Genomic DNA, 19,585 nt, shown 5'->3' with positions numbered 1-19,585 from the left:
GGGGAGGATGTCAAAAAGCCTTGCATATACCTTTATCGTCATCAGACCACTATGATGTAGGTCATTCCTTTTAGATTTTGCGATGACCATGGCCGAATCAGCTTTTTTCTGCACGCTGTCCCATGAGGGCGTTCTGGCAGTACGCGGCGTAGACGCCGGCAAGTTCCTTCAGGGGCAACTGACCTGCAATATCAACTACCTGAGCGCAACCCGCTCCGGGCTCGGTGCGCGCTGCACCCAGAAAGGCCGGATGCAGTCGAGTTTCCGCATCCTCTTTGAAGCCGATGGCTGCCTGCTGGCCATGGCCAGCGAACTGATCGAGCCGCAGCTGCTGGACCTGCGCAAGTACGCGGTGTTTTCCAAATCCAAACTGACCGACGAAAGCGCTGCCTGGGTGCGCTTCGGCCTGCAAGATGGCGACGATGCGCTGCGCAGCCTGGGTCTGGAACTGCCAGCCGATACTGACAGCCTGGTGCAGGTCAACGAACTGCTCGCCACACGAGTCAGCCCCGGCCGGGCCGAACTCTGGGTCAAAGCTGAACAGGCCGCTCAGGTTCAGGCGCAACTGGTTGCGCAACTGCCGCAAGGCTCGCTCAACGACTGGCTGCTGGGCCAGATCCGCGCAGGTATTGGCCAGGTGATGCCTGCGACCCGCGAAGAATTCATCCCGCAGATGATCAATCTGCAGGCAGTCGGCGGGGTCAGTTTCAAGAAAGGTTGCTACACCGGCCAGGAAATCGTCGCGCGCATGCAATACCTGGGCAAGCTCAAACGTCATCTATATCGCCTGAGCCTGCAAGCCGAGGAAATCCCCGAGCCAGGCGCCGCGCTGTTTTCACCGGTGCATGCCAGCGCAGTAGGCAATGTGGTGATCGCCGCACGGGCCGCCAACGGTGTTGAACTGCTGGCCGTACTGCAGGATAACGCCATCGAGGGCGGCCAGGTTCACCTGGGCAGTGCCGAAGGACCGGCTCTGGAGCTTCTGGATCTGCCTTACAGCCTGGACAGCAAGCTGGAAATCCAGCGCTGAGCCAATCCGGCGGGCCTGCAAGCCCGCCGTATACATATAAAAGCCCACAGCTACGAGATTTGACATGAGCAACATGGCTGCCGAGGTACAAAAGGCCCTGATCAGAGCGATTGAACGGGATGCCTTGTTCCTGCCAACCTTGCCGGAGGTAGCTCTGAAGATTCGTCAGGCTGCGGAAGATACCGAAATCAGTGTGGCCGCACTCAGCCGAGTCATCGGCAACGACACAGCACTGTCGGCGCGCCTGATCCGGGTCGCCAATAGCCCGATGCTGCGTGGTGCGGTAGAGATCAGCGACGTGGTTTCGGCCATTCGCCGTCTTGGCGTGAATTACACCAGCAATCTGGCCATCGGCCTGGTAGTGGAGCAGATGTTCCACGCCAAGTCGCCGGTGATCGAACAGAAGATGCGTGAAATCTGGCAACAGAGCCTGCAAGTGGCCGGCATCTGCTATTCGCTGAGCCAGCGGCATCATCATCTCAAGCCGGACCAGGCCACCCTGGCCGGGCTGGTACACCTGATCGGGATCCTGCCGATCCTGACCTATGCCGAAGACCACTTCGAGCTGCTGGCCGATCCGGTCAGCCTCAACCATGTCATCGACAATATCCACCCGACCATCGGCGAACGCCTGCTATGCACCTGGGATTTCCAGGAGTCGCTGGCCAATGTGCCAAGCCAGTTCCAGAGTCTGGATCGAGTATCGAAAAAAGCGGACTACATCGACCTGGTACAAGTGGCCAGCGCACACATCAACAGAGGCACCAGCCATCCACTGGCGCAGGTAGACATCGTCGACCTTCCGGCCTTTACCCAGCTAGGGCTTGACCCGGCTGGCGGACAACTGAGCGTGCACATGGATGAGGCCAGCAGGATGCTGTACTGACCGCACCCTGCATCGCGGCCGCTACAGAGAACGCTTCGCGGCTAAAGCGGATCGCCGTCCGGTCCCTCCTACGGGAAACTCACCCGCACCTTCAAGCCCCGCTGCTCCCCGTCATGTAACGAGATCTGCGCCAGGTGCGCCCGGCAGATCTCGCCGACGATCGCCAGGCCCAGGCCAGTTCCGGCGCTCTGCTGATTACGCCGATAAAAGCGCTCGAATACCCGCTCACGGTCTGCTTCAGGGATGCCCGGGCCGTCGTCTTCGACTTCCAGAATGCCAGGGGCGATGACCCTCAGCACGACGTTGCCATCAGCAGGCGTGTGAGCCATGGCGTTGTCGAGCAGGTTGCTGAGCAATTCGTTAAGCAGGGTGGGTTCGCCACGCAGCCAGACCGGCTCGTCAGCTTCCAGCGCCAGGGCCACGCCCCGGGCATGGGCCAGCGGCGCCAGGGCCATGCCCAACTCACGGGCCAACTGGCTGAGATCAAGGGTCTGCGCGCCCCCCTCGGCAATCGCCCGTGCGCCGTTTTCGATTCGCGCCAGCGACAACAGCTGATTGGCCAGATGGGTGAGCCGGTCGGTGCTTTGCGCCGCCGACTCCAGCGTGCTGCGCCACTGCTGCGGGTCATGCTCGCGCAGGCCCAGCTCGACTCTGGCCTTGAGCGCCGCCAACGGGGTGCGCAGCTCATGGGCCGCGTCGGCGATGAACTGCGCCTGGCGTTCGAACTGATGGCGCAGGCGCTCGGTAAAGTGATTCAGCGAGCTGACCAGCGGGCGCAATTCGTGCTGGACCTCAACCATCGGCAGTGGCCGCAAGTCATCCGGCTGACGGTCTTCCACCGCACTGCGCAGACGCTCCAGCGGACGCAAGGCGGCGCTGACGGTGAACCACACCAGCAACATGGCACCGGCACCGAGCATCCCCAGCCGCAACAAAGTGTCGGCCATCAGACTGCGAGCCATGCCGACCCGCGCCTCCTGGGTTTCGGCCACCCGAATTTCCGCAATGCCGTTCATGCCCGGCTCGCTGACCGGCTTGAGCAGGCTCACCACCCGCACATCCTGCCCACGATAAACACCGTTATAGAAGCTGGCCAGCGCCGGGTAGTCATCAGTGCGCAAGGTGCCGGGCGGCGGTGAAGGCAGATTCTCGAAGCCCGAGATCAGACGCTTGTTGATGTCATTGACCTGATAGTAGATGCGCCCTTCGCTGTCGTAGGCGAAGGTATCCAGCGCCACGTAGGGAATCTCGGCGCTGAGGGTGCCATCACGCTGGGTCAGGCCGGCCGCGATGGTCCGCGCCGAGGCCAGCAAGGTTCGGTCATAGGCGGTGTCGGCCACTTCCCGACCGTTCCAGTAGGCGCTCATGCCACTGGCCAGCATCAGTACCGTGAGCAGCAGCGCCAGGCTCCAGAGCAACCGCCAGCGCAGGCTGTCATTGCGCATCGCGGCTTTCCAGCAGATAGCCCAGGCCGCGGAAGGTCACGATGGCCACCGAGTGGCCGTCCAGCTTTTTGCGCAGCCGATGAATGTAGATCTCGATCGCATCCGGACTGGCTTCTTCATCCAGGCCGAACACCTGGCCGGCCAATTGCTCCTTGCTCATCACCCTTCCCGAGCGGGCAATCAGCACTTCCAGCACAGCCTGCTCGCGGGAGGTCAGGGTCAGCAGTTCGCCGTTGATGGTGAAGCGTCGGGTATCCAGGTCGTAGACCAGCGCACCGCAGCGCTGCTGCCGCTCACCGCCCAGCACACTGCGCCGCAGCAGCGCCTTGACCCGGGCTTCGAGCTCGGACAGCTCGAACGGCTTGGCCAGGTAATCATCTGCGCCCAGGTTCAGGCCGTGCACGCGGTCTTTGACATCGCTGCGCGCGGTGAGCATCAGCACCGGCGTATGACGCCCGCGTCCACGCAGGCGGGCGAGCACCTCGAAACCGTCCATGCGCGGCAGGCCGACATCCAGCACCACCGCTGCATACTCCTCGCTGCTCAGCGCCAGGTCTGCCGCCACGCCGTCGTGCAAAACATCGACGGTCAGCCCGGCCAACCTGAGCGCCCGGGATACGCTTTCAGCCAGTTGCAGATGATCTTCGACGAACAGCACGCGCATCGTGGTCTCCAGAAATGCCTTTGAGGGGGTGAGTCGGCTGGAGTGTACAGGGGCGTACATGGCTGTGAAGCCCCGAAACAATTTGAGGTTGCTTGGTTCATTTGGCAACCAACATTGAAAGGTTAGTGAAAGGTTGGTGATTTAGCATCGCGCAAACGCCCGAAAGCTGAGCGTTCCACAAGGTGCCAACGAGCATCTGCATAACAAGAAAAATAAAAAGGATTTACTCATGACCACGCCATGCATGGCTGCGCGCTCATTGACCCGAACAGCACGATGCGCTGCGCTCGCGGTACGCCACTCCCACTTGTCTATACCCCGTCTTCCAGAACTCCGATGCCAGTGATGACACCGGTGCACGCTGCTGCCTGAGATTTGCTCAGCAGCCCTGCTTCACCCTTTAAAAACAAGAAACGCTTCAGGAGACTGCCCCATGAAACGACCCTTGCACCATCTTGCCCTCGCGGCCGGCGCCATGCTGATGGCCAGCCAGTTGTTCGCTGCTGAACCCAAACGCCCCGAATGCATCGCACCGGCCTCCCCCGGCGGCGGCTTTGACTTGACCTGCAAGCTGGTCCAAAGCGCGCTGATCAACGAGAAGATTCTCACCTCGCCGATGCGCGTGACCTACATGCCGGGTGGCGTGGGTGCGGTAGCCTATAACGCGGTGGTCGCCCAGCGGCCGGCCGATGCCGGTACGCTGGTGGCCTGGTCCAGCGGCTCGCTGCTCAACCTGGCGCAGGGCAAATTCGGTCGTTTCGATGAAAACGCTGTACGCTGGCTGGCAGCCGTAGGCACCAGCTATGGCGCCATTGCCGTGCGCAGTGACTCGCCCTACAAGAACCTCGACGATCTGGTCAAAGCCTTGAAGGCCGACCCGAGCAAAGTAGTGATCGGCTCCGGCGGCACCGTCGGCAGCCAGGACTGGATGCAGACGGCACTGATCGCCAAAGCCGCCGGTATCAACCCGCGCGCCCTGCGCTATGTCGCTCTCGAAGGCGGTGGAGAAATCGCCACGGCACTGCTCGGCGGCCACATCCAGGTGGGCAGTACCGACATCTCCGACTCAATGCCGCACATCCTCAGCGGTGACATGCGGCTGCTGGCCGTCTTCGCCGACAAGCGTATCGACGAGCCGGAAATGAAAGACATCCCGACCGCCAAGGAACAGGGCTACGACATTGTCTGGCCGGTGGTGCGTGGTTTCTACCTCGGCCCGAAAGTCAGCGACGAAGACTACAACTGGTGGAAAGCCTCGTTCGACAAAGTGCTGGCCTCGGAAGACTTCGCCAAACTGCGCGACCAGCGCGAGCTGTTCCCGTTTGCCATGACCGGCGCCGAGCTCGATACCTACGTCAAGAAACAGGTGGCTGACTACAAATTGCTGGCCAAGGAATTCGGCCTGATTCAGTAATCAGAACCCACTTGTCTGACTAGCCGTTGCGTCTCAAGAGGCGCAACGCAGGAGATCATCATGGTCTTGCAACGACTTCTTGCTGCCGTGCTGCTATTGGTATGTGCGGCCCTGGCGCTGATGGCCTGGCCTTATCAAGCGCCATTTTCTTACGAACCGGTGGGCCCACGGGCTTTCCCGCTGCTGATGCTGGGGCTGATGTCCGCTGCGCTGTTGTACATGCTGTTTCGTCCCACGCCCATCGTCCATACCGAGGACGAACCGCCACTGGATCGTGAAACCCTGGTCAAGATCGCGGTGTGCATCGGCCTGCTGCTGGTGTTTGCCGGCCTGTTCGAACCATTGGGCTTCATTCTCAGCAGCGTCCTGATCGGCATTCCCATGGCCCGGCTGTATGGCGGCCGCTGGCTGCCCGGTGCCGTGGTGGTCACCCTGATGAGCATCGGCCTCTACTTGCTATTCGATAAAGCCATGGACGTTCCCCTGCCCTTGGGCTTGCTCAGCGTTCTGGAGAATTGATATGGATACTTTCAGCTATCTGGGCCAAGGCTTCGGCGTTGCCCTGACCCCTTACAACCTGGTCACCGCTCTGTCTGGCACCCTGATCGGCACCATCGTCGGCCTGCTGCCGGGCCTGGGCCCGATCAACGGGGTGGCGTTGCTGATCCCGATCGCCTTCGCCCTGGGCCTACCGCCGGAGTCGGCGCTGATCCTGCTGGCAGCGGTGTATCTGGGCTGCGAATACGGCGGGCGGATCAGCTCGATCCTGCTCAACATTCCGGGTGAAGCCTCCACGGTCATGACCACCCTCGACGGCTACCCGATGGCTCGCAAGGGCATGGCCGGTGTCGCATTGTCGCTGTCTGCCTGGAGTTCGTTCATCGGTGCCTTCATTGCCACCTGCGGCATGGTGCTGTTCGCCCCATTGCTGGCCAAATGGGCCATCGCTTTCGGTCCGGCCGAATACTTTGTCCTCATGGTGTTTGCCATTGTCTGCCTCGGCGGGATGGCCGGTGACCGACCGCTGAAAACCTTTATCGCGGCCCTGATCGGCCTGTTCCTGTCGGCGGTCGGCATCGATGCCAACAGCGGTGTGTATCGCTTCACCGGTGACAACATCCATCTGACTGACGGCATTCAGTTTGTGGTGTTGGTGCTGGGCCTGTTTTCCATCAGTGAAATCCTCCTGCTGCTGGAAAAGACCCATCGTGGCCAGGAAGCGGTCAAAGCCACCGGGCGCATGCTGTTCAACTTCAAGGAAGCAGCGGCGGTATTTTTCGTCAACCTGCGCTGTGGCTTGATGGGCTTCATTCTCGGCGTGCTGCCAGGGGCCGGCGCGACCCTGGCCAGTGCTGTGGCCTACATGACAGAGAAACGCATCGCTGGCGCCAGCGGCAAGTTCGGCCAGGGCGACATGCGTGGCCTGGCGGCACCGGAAACCGCCATTGGCGCAACCGCCTGCGGCGCGCTGGTGCCGATGCTGACCCTCGGCGTGCCGGGTTCAGGCACCACGGCGGTGATGATCGGCGCCCTGTCGCTGTATAACATCACACCAGGGCCAATGCTGTTCCAGCAGCAGCCGGACATCGTCTGGGGCCTGATCGCCTCGCTGTTCATCGCTAACGTCATGCTGGTGATCCTCAACATCCCGATGATCCGGATCTTCACCCGCATCCTTGCCGTGCCGAACTGGGCGCTGGTGCCGGTGATCGCGATCATCACCGCGATTGGCGTTTATGCCGTCCACGCGACGACCTTCGACCTGTTCCTGATGGTCGGCATCGGCATCTTCGGTTACATCCTGCGCAAGATGGACTTTCCGTTGTCACCGATTCTGCTGGGCTTCATCCTCGGTGGTCTGATGGAGCAGAACCTGCGCCGGGCGCTGTCGATCTCCAATGGCGAACTGGGCATTCTGTGGAACAGCCCGATTACCATGGGCGTCTGGGTGCTCACAGTGTTCATGCTGCTGTTCCCGCTGTACCGCATCTGGCGCAAGCGCGCCAAACAACGTGCAGCAGTGGCTGATGCCTGACAGTTCCTTTCGCAACTGGTGGGCCACCCCGTTTGTAGCCGTAGCGGGGGGCTACCTGGCCAGCCTGATCGGCTGGCCGTTGCCATGGATGGTCGGCTCGCTGCTGGCGGTCATCCTGGTGCGCTGCCTGACGCCGTGGCAACTGGGCCCGGTGCCGGGCGGGCGCAAGTTCGGGCAACTGATCATCGGCGTGGGCATTGGCCTGCACTTCAACCCCGCCGTGGTCGAGCAGGTCATCGCCCATTTTGGTCTGATCCTCAGCGGCGCGCTGATCACGGGCCTGTCTTGCCTGATCGGTGTGTGGCTGATGCTGCGCACCGGCGAAAACCGGCCTACCGCATTCTTTTCCAGCATGCCAGGCGGCTCGCAGGAAATGGTCAACCTTGGCGCGCGTAACGGCGCCACCCTCAGTAGCGTGGCGGCAGCGCAAAGCTTGCGGGTACTGGCTGTCGTGCTGTGCGTCCCGGCCATTTTCAAATACCTGATAGGCGATGGTGCGCTGCTCAGCCATCCGGTCAGCGTCGACTGGCGCTGGCTGCTGGGTCTGAGCCTCGGCGGCGCAGTGGTCGCGTGGTTATGGCAACGCCTGAAACAACCCAACCCCTGGCTGTTCGGGCCGTTGCTGCTCACCTCGGTGGCGAGCATCAGTTGCGACCTGCAACTGGGCCTGCCCAACGGTGCCAGCCAACTGGGGCAACTGCTGATCGGCAGCGGCCTGGGCTGTCACTTCAACCGGGCATTCTTTCGTCGCGCGCCATCATTTCTGGCGCGCACCCTGTTGGGCACGTCACTGATGATGCTGGCCGCCAGCCTCGCGGCCATTGGCCTGGGCGCCCTCACCCATCTGGATGTGCGCTCGCTGACGCTGGGCATGATGCCCGGCGGGATAGCCGAAATGAGCCTGACTGCGGAGGTGTTGCAACTGTCGGTGCCGCTGGTCACCGCCATGCAGGTCATGCGCTTGCTGTTCGTGCTGTTTCTGGCCGAGCCGCTGTATCGGCGCTGGGTTAGAAACAGCGCTTAGTGCGCACGCGACCCCGTGTAGGTACCTGCAACCGCCAAGGCTTCGCAGCTAAAGCTGCTCCTACGAAGTAATGCCGATCAGTTAAGGTCTGCGCGGTCCTGTGGGAGGAGCCGGCCGGCTCCTCCCACCAAGACCGAGCAAGGTTCGATAATCGCTTAACTGATCGGCATTACCCCTACAAAACCCCGTTCATGTGGCCCAGTTCAAAGCGCAGGCAGCCGCCAGTCAATCGGCGTCAGGCCGTTCTGTTCGAGAAACTTGTTGGTCCGCCCGAAATGGCCATTGCCGATAAAACCTTTGTAAGCCGACAGCGGTGACGGATGCACCGAGGTGAGGATCAGGTGTTTGGTGGCGTCTATCAGCTTGCGCTTGCCCTGTGCATGCGCGCCCCAGAGCAGGAATACCAGGTTGGGCTGATGAGCACTGACCACTTCAATCACTTTGTCAGTGAAATGCTGCCAGCCACGCCCGGCGTGTGAAGCGGCATTGGCCCGCTCGACTGTAAGGGTGGTATTAAGCAGCAATACGCCCTGGTCTGCCCAGGATTGCAGGCAACCATGGTTGGGTATGTCGATGTTCAGGTCGCGGTGCAGCTCTTTATAAATATTGACCAGCGACGGCGGCGTCGCCACACCCGGCTGTACCGAGAAGCACAAGCCATGGGCCTGGCCCGGACCGTGGTACGGATCCTGGCCGAGAATCACCACTTTCACGTTGTCCAGCGGGGTTGAGTTCAGCGCATTGAAAATCAGCGGCCCTGGCGGAAAGATCTGCTTGCCGGCGGCATGCTCCTGCCGCAGGAACTCGCGCAGCTCAGCCATGTAGGGTTTTTCGAACTCTTCACGCAGTGCGTGCTTCCAGCTGGGTTCGAGTTTGATCCGGTCGTCGCTTGTCATGAAGGTGCCTGCTAAAAACGTTGCGCGGACACTAGAAAAGCTCGCAGGCAAAGTCAAATGCACCTGATCGCCGCTGCCATGAAAACGGCGCCGTATCAGGCGCCGTCATTCATCAGGCAAGGTTAGCGCCGGTTATCCCAGCGGTTGTGGTCACGCTGGCGTTGATCATCCCAACGGTTGCGGTCGCGACGATCGTCCCAGCGGTTACGATCACGCCGGTCATCCCAGCGGTTACGATCAGGGTGGCGGTCATAATCGCGGCCACGATGCTCCCAGGCCTGGCCCGGCGGGCGGCCGGGTACATAGAGCCGCGGCCCTGGTGGCGGACCGTAATAACGCGGCTGTGGAGCGTAATAACGGGGCGGTGGTGGACCGTAATAGCGCGGTGGGGGTGCTACATAGATGCGTCGCTCCTGGTAATAACCCGGGCCGTCGTAATAGCCGCGTGCAATCGTAGGCTGGGTATAGACATCCGATTCATAGTAACTGGCGCCTCCATAACAGCCGGCCAGTGAAAGAACCAATAGAACAAGCAGGGATCGTCGATACATGGCGGCCTCCTGGACCGCGAGTGGTCGCGAATCAGCGCCGCTGACCGCGTATCCGCCCGATTCTGGGGGACATTACATAAGACCGGAAAAACCGATTCTGGTGCGGTAACAATCCTTCGCCAGGCCGTCGAAAACCACATGAAAGTCCCGCGCATCCCATGCCATCGGCCTCGCGGCGCTTCGTGACAATGCAACAAAAAATTTCATAGCCGCTATTCTGCGCGATCCATAAATAATTACCCTCATCGGCACCGACAACAACGACATAGTGCGTGGCTTTTCTCATTCGAGTCTCTGCCATGCATGATCCCAGTGTCATCCCTCCCAGACCGATTCTGCTTGCCGGCCAGGATCAGGAGCGTACCGACAGTTTGCCCGCTGCCAATGCCTTTGCAACTTCACCGTTTTTCGATATCCGCCTCCCTCAGCCCGAGCCAGAACCGGCCACCGACGATACCCGCCTTTTGAATGCCCGGCGCCTTGAGCAACTGGCCCGTCTGCGCAGACGTCCGGGCTATGCCTTGCTGGCCGACTCGGTACTGCTGCTGCGCAGCCTGCAACTGGACATGGACGCCCCTGCGGCCTGGCCGCGCTATGTGCGCAAGCGTCTGACTGACTGGCTGCATGAAATTGCAGGCAAACCGCTGGCCCCAGACACGCTTCGGCTGCGCATCGAAAGCCCTCATAGCGGCGTCGATCCGGAGCAGCAAAGCCTGGAATTGAACCTGAGCCAGTTGGCGGTGAGGGCCGGTGATCGGTCAGAGCTGCCGCATCTGGCACGGGCCAAAGTGATTGACGATGCGCCACTGGCGGAACTGCCGTCATTCAAACGCAGCGACTTGCTGCGCAACATCATCGACCAACCCTGGGCAGACGACTACCAACAACAGCTTGACAGGTTCTGGCGACACCACGCTGACACCTGGCGTCAACTGGCCCGTTTGTCCTGGCTGGATGAACTGGCCCGGCAATTCAAGCGCAAACACCTGCACCGCGAGGGTTATTACCTTGCCCTCGATGCGCTGGGTTATGCCCAGCCGCCCGAGACGCCTGAGGCAATGCTCGACACTGGCCCGTCGCGCAGTGCGCAGATCTGGCTGTTGCATCTTGGTGATGAGGTAGTCCCCGGGCTGTTTCAGGTACGCTCGCCGTTAACTGCACACTGCTTCATCCACCAGCCTGGTTCAGGACGGCGCCCTGTCGAATACATCAGCGACAACGCCAGCTACATGACCGAACGTCTGCTGGGCGAACTTAACGACTCTGCCATCCACCGCCATTGGTTGTATCACCAACAACCCGGCCAGATCGAAGCACGCCTGTATGTGGGGGACCCGATGCACGCCCTGCAACGGGCCAGCCAGCGCGCTGCCGAGTCTTTTACGCGGACCGGCAGCGACGCATTCATGTGGCAGCCAGCCAGACCGGCGCTGGCACTGGCCGGCGCCGCAGAGCTGTGGCAGGCACGGCCAGCCATTCTCGACAGCCTGCCCGCGCCAATGAACATCGCCACCGGCCTGATGCGCGACTGGCTGCACAAGCAGCACGGGCTTGATCTCAACCCACGCCAGGTGTTCGTCGCCTGGCGCCCTGGCCAACGACGAACCCCGCTGGGCCATGTACGTCAGGCTGGCAATCGTATTCATACGCCCGAAACCCGGCCGATGAACATCGCCAAGGCATTGATCAGCCGCTATCAGGCTGAACAGCCCGAGGGCTACATCGATGAAGGTGGCAAGTGGGCAATCTGGCACGACCCTACTGGTAAGGGTCAGTGGCAAGCGGATAAACAACTGCCGCTCAGTGCCCGACAACTGGCCGTGCACATCGAGCGAACTGACTTCCTGACACTGGTCAGCCGGCGCATTGAAACATTCTGGACACAACAGCAAGCCCAGGTGGAACACGCCTTGCGCGCCGCGATGATCAGCCAGGCGATCGTCGCGCTCAAGCAGGGCAATTTGCAGCGTGGCGGCTTCGACCGCGTGGTCGAGGCCCTGAGCGACCCGGCCGCCAGCTGGAGCGTACTGGGCTTTGAAGTGCAGAGTTCGTTCATCGAAGGCCTTGAGCAGCAACCGTGCTGCAGCCTGTTGATGCTGGCACCGGCCCAACTCAAGCAGCGGGTGTTGTACCAGGCCGGGCAGGCCAACGGCTTTATCGAGTTCGCCGACGCCGATCAGATGAACCGCTACCTGCTCAACGCGATGGCTGATTCCGACTGGCGCACGACGGTAATGCGTTACGTACCAGACCGGCATCAGCAACGCCTGGATTATCTGTTCAGGTTCTGGACCAGCCAGGCACCGCTGCAGACACCGCCCTCGATTCTGCGCCCCTGGTCCGACATTCTGTATCAGCCCGATCGCCACCAACGCCATGATCAGTCACTGTACGAACAGCCGCTGCCAGCCGGGCAACCGTTTGCCTACATGTGCCAGACCCTCAGGGCCAACGCGCTGGAGCACGCCCGTCAGCAGATTGTCACCCCTACGCAACAGACCCTGCGCTACTGGAGCGGGCAATTGCGTCATCTGCAATGGCTGCTGGCGCCCATGTCACTGGTCCTGACACCGGCGGCCGTCGCGGCCCTGGCGACCGAACTGGGGGTGCTAGGTACTGAGATCGCCATGGCCAACCTGCCCGGCCGTCGCTACCCGGAAAAGCAACAGGCACTGGCATCGCTTTTGAGCTTCGCTCTTTGGCGCGTGGGCCCGGCCACTGTCCGGGTACTGGACGCCCAGCGTAAGCTCCTCGACAACGGCCGGCGCGTGTTGCGCACCGTCGCCCAGGCACGGGCGCCCGGACAACGGATCGGCGGCCCGACCATGCCCCGCCAGACCCGCCTGGAGCCGTTCTTTCATAACGGCGGCCTGCTCAAACGCTGGACCTTCAGCGGCCCGCAGTACGGCCAATTGCCAGTGCATGTGTGGAAGCTGGGCCGCAAGTTCCTGCTTTGGACCTCAGACCGCGGCCAGGCGCGCACCTTGGTGGTGAGCACCCATGGCTACTACCTGCCGTGGAGCAAAACCGTGAAAATCCCGAACGGCACGCAAATCCACACCTATGCGCCTCACGGCCATATATTGATCGATCCCGGATTGCACCGGGTGGTCAGCCAGCGGGTCAGCCCGTTTGCCATTTCCAGCCCGGCCGGTCACACACCCGCGCTGCCGCCGTTGGTCGCCACCGACAAACTCTTGGCCGGCACCTCGCTGCCGGGTCGCCTGAAAAATTACACGCTGGCGAAATACCAGAGTGCCGGTGCAGAAAGTTACGACGATGTCGGCCGGACAGTGCGCAACAGCAACAGCGGCTTTTTCTCCGGACAACTGCCACCGACCCCGATGGACGTGCTGACGGTACGCAACCGGTTTGGCCGCCTGCCGGCGACGCTGGACGAGTTGTTCGGTAATCTTTTTCAGCAGGGCATTCATTACGACCGGATACTTCTGGTGCATTGCCGCTGCGCCGCGCTGCAAGGGCTGATCGGCCAGGCACCGGTCTACACTGTGCCTGCACGGCTGCCGGGACGCCCGATCAGCCCGTGAAGCAATCTGGCCCGATAAATGCTGGCCACGCAGTGATAGAGCACAGCAATGGGTTTCGTCTACTATGCCGCCCTCAGCGGTTTACCAGCCACCCGGAATCGTTATGCCTTTTCCCAATGCCATCACCTCACAGCGCACCTTGTTGTTCACCTTGGCATTGCTATTGGCAGGCGGTTTTCTGGTCACCTCGTTGCTGAGCTATTACGCCTCGCGCAGCTCGATCCGCGACAACATCATTCATACCGAGCTGCCACTGACCTCCGACACGGTTTACTCGGAAATCCAGAAGGACCTGGTGCGCCCAACCCTGATCGCCTCAATGATGTCGCGTGACACCTTCATGCGCGACTGGGTGGTGAGCGGCGAGAACAACCCCGAGCAGATCATCCGCTACCTGCGCGAGGTGCATGATCACTACGGCGCCTATACCTCATTTTTCATTTCCGAAAAGACCGGGATCTACTACCAGGCCAAGGGCATCCTCAAGACCATCAAGCCCGGCGAACCCCGCGATGCCTGGTACTACCGGGTTCGGGACATGAGCGAGCCCTACGAGATCAGCTTCGATCCGGACATGGCCAACCAGGACCGGCCGAGCTTCTTCATCAACTACAAGGTGTTCGACTACAACAATCGCTTCATCGGCGCCGCCGGGGTCGGGCTGACCGTTGATGCAGTGGTCAAGCTGATCGACCGCTACCAGCAGCGCTATGATCGCGGCGTATTTTTCGTCGACACCCGCGGCGTTGTGGTGCTCACCGGCACCAGCAGCAGCCCGCACGATCCGCAGGCCGGCCAGACGCTGCTGGACCTGCCCGGCCTGGGCACGCTCATGGAAAAACTGCCCCAGGCCAACAGCGATAGTTACGAGTACACCGCCGAAGGCGCTGACAGCTTCGTCAATGTGCGCTTCATCCCTGAACTGAACTGGTTCCTGTTCGTCACCAAAAAGGAAAACGGCGCGCTGGACGGCATCCGCCATTCACTCTACCTGAACCTGGCGATCTGCCTGGCGGTGACCCTGATCGTCATGCTGTTACTGAACAAGACCCTGCACCGCTACCAGAGCCGCCTGGAAGCCCAGGCCACGCTCGACCCCCTGACCGGCCTGCCCAACCGTCGCGGTTTCAATCTGCTGGCCAGCAATACCCTGGACAGCCCCGGCCCGGTGACCGCCCTGCTGCTGGACCTGGACCACTTCAAACACCTCAACGACACCCATGGCCATTTGGCAGGCGATGCAGTGCTGGCGGGCTTCGCGGAAGACCTCAAGAGTTGCCTGCGCCAGTCCGACGTGATTTGCCGCTGGGGTGGCGAGGAATTCATCGTGTTGCTCAAAGACAGCGACCTGGCCGGCGGCCAGCGCGTGGCCGAGCAGATTCGCCGGTTGGCTGAGCAACACGATTACTTTTTTTCCGGAAGCATGCTGCAGGTCACCGTCAGCGTCGGCCTGACCGAGCGCCTGCCCAACGACAACCTGCACGATCTGATCGCCCGCGCTGACCGGGCGCTGTATCAGGCCAAGCTAAGCGGCCGCAATCAAGTGTGCGTCGAGCGGGCAGTACCGGTATGAGTGCAATACCGCAGAGCAGCGCCATCGCCCAACGCTGCCCATTATGCGGCTACAGCAACGACTGCTCGCTGGCCGATCCGCGTACCGCCGCCCAGGCTTGCTGGTGCTTCAGTGTCAGCATCGACCCTGCCCGCCTCGCCGCCCTGCCCGATGACCTGCGCAATAAAGCCTGCCTGTGCCCGCGCTGCGCAGGGATTGTCGATACCCTGGCGCAGGACGGCGCCTGACCATGCGCCTGGATCGCTTCCTTGGCAACCTGCCCCAGTTCAGCCGCAAGCAAGTGCGGCTGCTCTTGATTGCTGGCCGGGTCCGGGTCGATGGCAACACCACCCGTGACCCGCTGCACGAGGTCCGCGAGTTCAGCCTCGTGCAACTGGACGACGAGGTGTTACAGGCAGGCAAGCCGGCGCGTTACTTCATGCTGCACAAACCGATGGGCTGCGTGAGTGCGACCCAGGATGATCGGCATCCGACGGTGCTCGACCTGCTGGATGTGCCGGACCGGCATGAACTGCATATCGCCGGGCGCCTGGACTTCAATACCACCGGCCTGATGCTGCTGACCAATGACGGCCAGTGGTCGCGGCGACTGACCCAGCCGCAGACCAAACTGCCCAAGGTGTATTACGTTGAAACCGAGCAGGTAATCGACGAACGGTATGTGGCGCGCTTCGCTGAAGGCTTCTATTTCGCCTTCGAAGACCTCACCACCCAGCCCGCTCACTTGACCTTGCTCGGCCCACGCCAGGCACGGCTGAGTATCGTCGAGGGCCGCTATCATCAGGTAAAGCGGATGTTCGGCCACTTCGATAACAAAGTGATGCGCCTGCACCGCGAAAGCATGGGCCCTTTGCTACTGGATGAGCGGTTGAAACCGGGCCGGTTTCGCGCACTGACGGCCCAGGAAGTCGACTCGATCTGACCGTCAGTCGGCCCACACCCCACGAAATGTGACTTCATACGAACGGCACTTGCGGGTTCCCGGATCGACTGCTTGAATCCAGACGTCGGTCCACATGTGACCGACAAGTCATACCCGCATTCTAAGAAACCTTTTTGCCGTACCAGGGCCATTCAGGCCCGCGACAAATCGCCCGCCTAATAACAATACCTGTCGGACAGATGGTTCGGATCGACATGGGCTTTTAACCAAGGCATATGCCTACCTGTCACGAAACTCGTGCAAATTGATTTGCGCGTAACAAGCCGTTGAAAAACGCCGGCCGTTTTCGACTGCTTGGTAACCCTTGTCTACGCCAGGAGAAGACATATGAGCCCAGAAATCGCTGTGCTTGATATACAAGGACTGTTCAGGGTTTACACGGAATTCTATCGTGCAGACGCCGCGGAAAAGACCATCATCATGGTCAATGGCTCACTGGCCACCACCGCGTCCTATGCGCAGACCGTACGTAACCTGTACCCACAGTTCAACATCGTCCTGTTCGACCAGCCGTACGCCGGTCGTTCCAAACCGCACAACACCCACGAAGCACCGCTGAGCCGTGAGATAGAAGCCCATCTGCTGCTGGAACTGATCGAGCACTTCCATGCCGATCATGTCATGTCCTTTTCATGGGGCGGGGTGGCAACCCTGCTGGCCTTGGCGCAGCGTCCCAAGCGCATCGAGAAAGCCGTTGTCAGTTCGTTCTCGCCGGTCATCAACGACGCCATGCAGGACTATCTGCTGCGCGGCGTGAAACACCTGGGCGAACGTAACCGTTACGAAGTCGGTCACCTGATCAACGACACCATCGGCAAGCACCTGCCCTCGTTGTTCAAACGCTTCAACTATCGGCATGTCAGCAGTCTGGACCTGCACGAATACGACCAGATGCATCATCACATCACCCAGGTGCTGGCAGTCGACCCGCAGAACTACCTGGCAGCCGCGAGCAATATCAAAATCCCCGTCCTGTTCATGAACGGTGCGCTGGACGAATACACCAGTGGCCAGGATGTCCACCATTTCACCAAGTACGTGCAAGACTGCAGCTTCAGCACCATCCAGGACGCCGGTCATTTCCTCGACATGGAAAACAAGGCCGCCTGCCGCGACTCGAAACACGCCCTGCTGGGATTTCTGCAGCCAGGTGCGGTATCTGCCAGCAATACCCGTCATGCCTACCACCAGCCACAGGGAACTCACGCATTTGCTCTTTGAAACCTGCCGTACCCGGCCCCAACCAAGCACATACATTCGCCGATGCCCACCAAAGCCTCTCGGCGAATGTTGCCTGAATGATCGGTCAGTAAATCAACGCTTCATTTAACCCGCTCTATCTGGTACAAAGTCAGGCGCGCAAAGCGGGTGTCGTATAATGGCATTACTCCAGCTTCCCAAGCTGATAACGAGGGTTCGATTCCCTTCACCCGCTCCAGTCTCCTCCCGGTGACCATCGCTCACCGACGATAGCCTCAAAGCCACGCAGTAACTGGCTTTGGCTATTCGCGATAAGCATCGCAATCTTCCTGTCCCTGCCTTCTACTGCGCATTAACCAAACCGGCCATAGCGTCGTCGAATGAACGTGCGCAGCGACTGCCTGCATCATCCCCCTCCCGATCCAATATCGACGGCTACCTGCAACAAAAAGCACGACACCCAAGAAATGATGGCAATGTGCTAAATATTCGTTTTGCCGTCATCGGATCCGGAGTACATTTCCGAGCTCGTAAAGCCCGGTTTGAATCCGAAGCCGGTTCCAAGCAAAAGCCTTTCGACTCAATCCATCCGTACATCACAGTCGCGCAGCGGTATTACGCGAGCGGCACGAATCCAGGGAAGGCATCAGGATGGTCCATGCCAGCAAGCAATCCAGGTCGCAGCGTAAGCACCACGCGGGCTTTCTATTGGCCCTCTGGTCTTGGGTGCGTTCAGCCCGCCAATGACTCGCCAGGCGTTGCATCCGTTCTGCGATATCCCGGCAGCCGGCTAATCCAGACTCGGCTCAAAGACATTTTCGCGTATTGGACGCGGACGTCGTTAGCGAGCACCTGATTGATCAACTTGCATCGATCCGCGTGATTAACACTTATTAAAACAACACTTGATCAGCAACACGTGATGAAAAAAAGCCCAAGGAGTGCGCGATGTCATATAAGCATATAGTGTGTTCAGTCATAACAGCGGTGGCCACTGTCTATGGGCTCAACGCCCATGCCCTGTCCAGCGATAACGGCTACGAAAAGGCCGCCATAGAACAGTTCAATACCTCCGCCAAAGCGCCCTGCATCAGCGATTTCCCCTGCTTCAGCATCAGCAATCAATACCCCCGGCAACCGCCCGCTTCTGTCGCGGCGTTCCCCTGGAGCGGCATTGATTACAAAACCGAACCAGAGAAGTACATGGCCGCGGTCCTGAGCTATGTTGTCGAAGGTAATACCGAAGTTGATTGGCAATTGCAGAAAAACGCCGTACGTCCTTGGTACCACGCCCCCTGGATGCACGATAAACGCGAACCGGTCCATGGACTGACCATGGAAAGGCGCAGCCGCTTTCATGAACTAGGCCCCAACCAGACACGCCGGGCAAATAACTGGGCGGTAGGGTTCTACAACGAATTGGGTGCCAGTACCTTCGGCAACGTATGGGCAGACCCGGCACGGCCCGTAACCACCAACACGCTTTTCCCTGTAGGCACGGTCACCGCCAAGCTGTTGTTCACCGATGCCACCGATAGCGAAGCGCCCTATCTCAAGGGTAACAATCTGGTATGGAAAGCCGACATCGATGGTAACGGCCAGCCAAGGGCAGTTCGCCTGCTGCAAATGGATATCGCGGTCAAGGAACAGGCAGACGCGACCCATAGCGGCTGGGTGTTCGGTACCTTTGTATTCAACGGCGAGCGTCAAGCGGCCAACTATTGGGATAATCTGATTGCTGTGGGTCTGGAATGGGGCAACTCGCCGAACCTGACCTACGCCGATTACCAGGCAGGCAAGCGTCCTGAAGAGAGCTGGATCAACCCCGAAGCCAAGCGCATGTTCGCCAAGCGTGCACCCGATGACCAGATGGGGTACCTGGGCCGCATGAACGGCCCGGTCGACAGTCCACTGTCCAGCTGTATGAGCTGCCACGGCCGAGCCATGGACACTCGGGGCGAACGTGCACCAGAGTTCAACCCCAGCTACCCGGATAGCTGCCTCAGAGCAGTCGCGCTTCCCGGCAGCGACAATGAAACCTACGAGCGCGTGGCCGGCTGCAAGGTCAATGAAGCGGCGGTAGCGCCTTTCTACCGTAACCTCAAATCCGGCGAGCCTTTTACGCCAGGATTCAACTCACTGGATTACTCGCTGCAGATGATGATTGGCGTCTCCAGCTGGCGTACCTGGACCCAGAAGAACTACCCGACGGTGCTCATGAACGACAATGCCAACCCCGGCATCAAGGGCACGGGGAACGAAGTCTCCACGCCAGTGAAGCCTGCTTTACCCAAAGCCGAGACACCCCTTAACCGCGGCAATTAAACCCTGCGACTGCCCGTGGTTCATCAGGTAAACACCACGGGCAGTGCAGCA

Annotated in this window: 17 protein-coding genes and 1 tRNA gene; 13 read left to right on the top strand and 5 right to left on the bottom strand. The window is 60.5% G+C overall.

The window, feature by feature from the left end:
- Nucleotides 1-88: 88 nt before the first annotated feature.
- Nucleotides 89-1,030: a folate-binding protein YgfZ gene (locus NRB16_RS03180; RefSeq protein ID WP_257105453.1), complete on the top strand. Its 942-nt coding sequence runs from the start codon at nucleotides 89-91 to the stop codon at nucleotides 1,028-1,030.
- A 64-nt stretch (nucleotides 1,031-1,094) separates the two neighbouring features.
- A complete protein-coding gene (locus tag NRB16_RS03175) occupies nucleotides 1,095-1,916 on the top strand; it encodes an HDOD domain-containing protein (protein ID WP_253113367.1) in 822 nt (273 codons plus the stop codon).
- A 68-nt stretch (nucleotides 1,917-1,984) separates the two neighbouring features.
- Here NRB16_RS03175 and NRB16_RS03170 read toward each other — a convergent pair whose 3' ends face one another.
- Together NRB16_RS03170 and NRB16_RS03165 are read right to left on the bottom strand one after the other, a co-directional pair.
- Entirely contained in the window at nucleotides 1,985-3,361 is a 1,377-nt protein-coding gene (locus NRB16_RS03170) for a sensor histidine kinase (protein ID WP_045488392.1), read from the bottom strand.
- Complete coding sequence (locus tag NRB16_RS03165; RefSeq protein WP_045488390.1) at nucleotides 3,351-4,025, bottom strand: response regulator; 675 nt, start codon at nucleotides 4,023-4,025, stop codon at nucleotides 3,351-3,353. Before NRB16_RS03165 ends, NRB16_RS03170 begins: the two co-directional genes overlap by 11 nt.
- A gap of 433 nt (nucleotides 4,026-4,458) precedes the next feature.
- Between NRB16_RS03165 and NRB16_RS03160 the strand changes: the two genes are divergently transcribed.
- From NRB16_RS03160 to NRB16_RS03145, 4 genes are read left to right on the top strand one after another with little or no spacing between them, the layout of a single operon-like run.
- Nucleotides 4,459-5,439 (top strand): tripartite tricarboxylate transporter substrate binding protein, encoded by a 981-nt coding sequence (locus NRB16_RS03160; RefSeq protein ID WP_045488388.1) that lies wholly within the window; start codon nucleotides 4,459-4,461, stop codon nucleotides 5,437-5,439.
- 60 nt (nucleotides 5,440-5,499) lie between these two features.
- Nucleotides 5,500-5,958, top strand: coding sequence for a tripartite tricarboxylate transporter TctB family protein (locus NRB16_RS03155; RefSeq protein ID WP_045488385.1), 459 nt, complete (start codon nucleotides 5,500-5,502; stop codon nucleotides 5,956-5,958).
- Between the two features lies 1 nt (nucleotide 5,959).
- Nucleotides 5,960-7,474, top strand: coding sequence for a tripartite tricarboxylate transporter permease (locus NRB16_RS03150; RefSeq protein ID WP_257105452.1), 1,515 nt, complete (start codon nucleotides 5,960-5,962; stop codon nucleotides 7,472-7,474).
- Nucleotides 7,467-8,498, top strand: coding sequence for an AbrB family transcriptional regulator (locus NRB16_RS03145; protein ID WP_257105451.1), 1,032 nt, complete (start codon nucleotides 7,467-7,469; stop codon nucleotides 8,496-8,498). Before NRB16_RS03150 ends, NRB16_RS03145 begins: the two co-directional genes overlap by 8 nt.
- Before the next feature lie 203 nt (nucleotides 8,499-8,701).
- Here the strand turns inward: NRB16_RS03145 and ung are convergent, their stop codons facing one another.
- Together ung and NRB16_RS03135 are read right to left on the bottom strand one after the other, a co-directional pair.
- Entirely contained in the window at nucleotides 8,702-9,394 is a 693-nt protein-coding gene (gene ung, locus NRB16_RS03140; RefSeq protein ID WP_257105450.1) for a uracil-DNA glycosylase, read from the bottom strand.
- Between the two features lie 122 nt (nucleotides 9,395-9,516).
- Nucleotides 9,517-9,945, bottom strand: a complete 429-nt coding sequence (locus NRB16_RS03135) for a hypothetical protein (protein ID WP_257105449.1) — start codon at nucleotides 9,943-9,945, stop codon at nucleotides 9,517-9,519.
- 299 nt (nucleotides 9,946-10,244) lie between these two features.
- Between NRB16_RS03135 and NRB16_RS03130 the strand changes: the two genes are divergently transcribed.
- From NRB16_RS03130 to NRB16_RS03105, 6 genes are all read left to right on the top strand, one after another.
- Nucleotides 10,245-13,493, top strand: a complete 3,249-nt coding sequence (locus tag NRB16_RS03130; RefSeq protein WP_257105448.1) for a dermonecrotic toxin domain-containing protein — start codon at nucleotides 10,245-10,247, stop codon at nucleotides 13,491-13,493.
- A 103-nt stretch (nucleotides 13,494-13,596) separates the two neighbouring features.
- Nucleotides 13,597-15,066, top strand: a complete 1,470-nt coding sequence (locus NRB16_RS03125; RefSeq protein WP_045488371.1) for a sensor domain-containing diguanylate cyclase — start codon at nucleotides 13,597-13,599, stop codon at nucleotides 15,064-15,066.
- Nucleotides 15,063-15,293, top strand: coding sequence for a cysteine-rich CWC family protein (locus tag NRB16_RS03120; RefSeq protein ID WP_045488369.1), 231 nt, complete (start codon nucleotides 15,063-15,065; stop codon nucleotides 15,291-15,293). The genes NRB16_RS03125 and NRB16_RS03120 overlap by 4 nt, the downstream gene beginning before the upstream one ends.
- Before the next feature lie 2 nt (nucleotides 15,294-15,295).
- Nucleotides 15,296-15,988: a pseudouridine synthase gene (locus tag NRB16_RS03115; protein ID WP_257105447.1), complete on the top strand. Its 693-nt coding sequence runs from the start codon at nucleotides 15,296-15,298 to the stop codon at nucleotides 15,986-15,988.
- Nucleotides 15,989-16,336: 348 nt separating this feature from the next.
- Nucleotides 16,337-17,230 (top strand): alpha/beta fold hydrolase, encoded by an 894-nt coding sequence (locus NRB16_RS03110; RefSeq protein ID WP_045488363.1) that lies wholly within the window; start codon nucleotides 16,337-16,339, stop codon nucleotides 17,228-17,230.
- 143 nt (nucleotides 17,231-17,373) lie between these two features.
- Nucleotides 17,374-17,447 (top strand) — tRNA-Gly (locus NRB16_RS03105).
- A 734-nt stretch (nucleotides 17,448-18,181) separates the two neighbouring features.
- On the opposite strand, the gene NRB16_RS03100 is transcribed toward NRB16_RS03105, so the two are convergent.
- Nucleotides 18,182-18,535, bottom strand: coding sequence for a hypothetical protein (locus tag NRB16_RS03100; RefSeq protein WP_257105446.1), 354 nt, complete (start codon nucleotides 18,533-18,535; stop codon nucleotides 18,182-18,184).
- 9 nt (nucleotides 18,536-18,544) lie between these two features.
- Between NRB16_RS03100 and NRB16_RS03095 the strand changes: the two genes are divergently transcribed.
- Nucleotides 18,545-19,534 (top strand): hypothetical protein, encoded by a 990-nt coding sequence (locus tag NRB16_RS03095; protein ID WP_257105445.1) that lies wholly within the window; start codon nucleotides 18,545-18,547, stop codon nucleotides 19,532-19,534.
- The last annotated feature ends 51 nt before the right edge of the window (nucleotides 19,535-19,585 follow it).

Origin of the sequence: Pseudomonas sp. LJDD11 (assembly GCF_024584215.1) — a bacterium.
Classification (GTDB): Bacteria; Pseudomonadota; Gammaproteobacteria; order Pseudomonadales; family Pseudomonadaceae; genus Aquipseudomonas.
Note: the sequence above shows the minus strand (reverse complement) of the source record. Positions and strands in the feature narration are given on the sequence as shown.

Bases quoted from the DNA above. Each gene is read 5' to 3' on its own strand.
- NRB16_RS03135 (WP_257105449.1), bottom strand. From the start codon at position 9,945: ATGTATCGACGATCCCTGCTTGTTCTATTGGTTCTTTCACTGGCCGGC.
- NRB16_RS03110 (WP_045488363.1), top strand. From the start codon at position 16,337: ATGAGCCCAGAAATCGCTGTGCTTGATATACAAGGACTGTTCAGGGTT.
- NRB16_RS03180 (WP_257105453.1), top strand. From the start codon at position 89: ATGGCCGAATCAGCTTTTTTCTGCACGCTGTCCCATGAGGGCGTTCTG.
- NRB16_RS03160 (WP_045488388.1), top strand. From the start codon at position 4,459: ATGAAACGACCCTTGCACCATCTTGCCCTCGCGGCCGGCGCCATGCTG.
- NRB16_RS03150 (WP_257105452.1), top strand. From the start codon at position 5,960: ATGGATACTTTCAGCTATCTGGGCCAAGGCTTCGGCGTTGCCCTGACC.
- NRB16_RS03095 (WP_257105445.1), top strand. From the start codon at position 18,545: ATGGAAAGGCGCAGCCGCTTTCATGAACTAGGCCCCAACCAGACACGC.
- NRB16_RS03175 (WP_253113367.1), top strand. From the start codon at position 1,095: ATGAGCAACATGGCTGCCGAGGTACAAAAGGCCCTGATCAGAGCGATT.
- NRB16_RS03120 (WP_045488369.1), top strand. From the start codon at position 15,063: ATGAGTGCAATACCGCAGAGCAGCGCCATCGCCCAACGCTGCCCATTA.
- ung (WP_257105450.1), bottom strand. From the start codon at position 9,394: ATGACAAGCGACGACCGGATCAAACTCGAACCCAGCTGGAAGCACGCA.
- NRB16_RS03170 (WP_045488392.1), bottom strand. From the start codon at position 3,361: ATGCGCAATGACAGCCTGCGCTGGCGGTTGCTCTGGAGCCTGGCGCTG.
- NRB16_RS03165 (WP_045488390.1), bottom strand. From the start codon at position 4,025: ATGCGCGTGCTGTTCGTCGAAGATCATCTGCAACTGGCTGAAAGCGTA.
- NRB16_RS03145 (WP_257105451.1), top strand. From the start codon at position 7,467: ATGCCTGACAGTTCCTTTCGCAACTGGTGGGCCACCCCGTTTGTAGCC.
- NRB16_RS03130 (WP_257105448.1), top strand. From the start codon at position 10,245: ATGCATGATCCCAGTGTCATCCCTCCCAGACCGATTCTGCTTGCCGGC.
- NRB16_RS03115 (WP_257105447.1), top strand. From the start codon at position 15,296: ATGCGCCTGGATCGCTTCCTTGGCAACCTGCCCCAGTTCAGCCGCAAG.
- NRB16_RS03125 (WP_045488371.1), top strand. From the start codon at position 13,597: ATGCCTTTTCCCAATGCCATCACCTCACAGCGCACCTTGTTGTTCACC.
- NRB16_RS03100 (WP_257105446.1), bottom strand. From the start codon at position 18,535: ATGGACCGGTTCGCGTTTATCGTGCATCCAGGGGGCGTGGTACCAAGG.
- NRB16_RS03155 (WP_045488385.1), top strand. From the start codon at position 5,500: ATGGTCTTGCAACGACTTCTTGCTGCCGTGCTGCTATTGGTATGTGCG.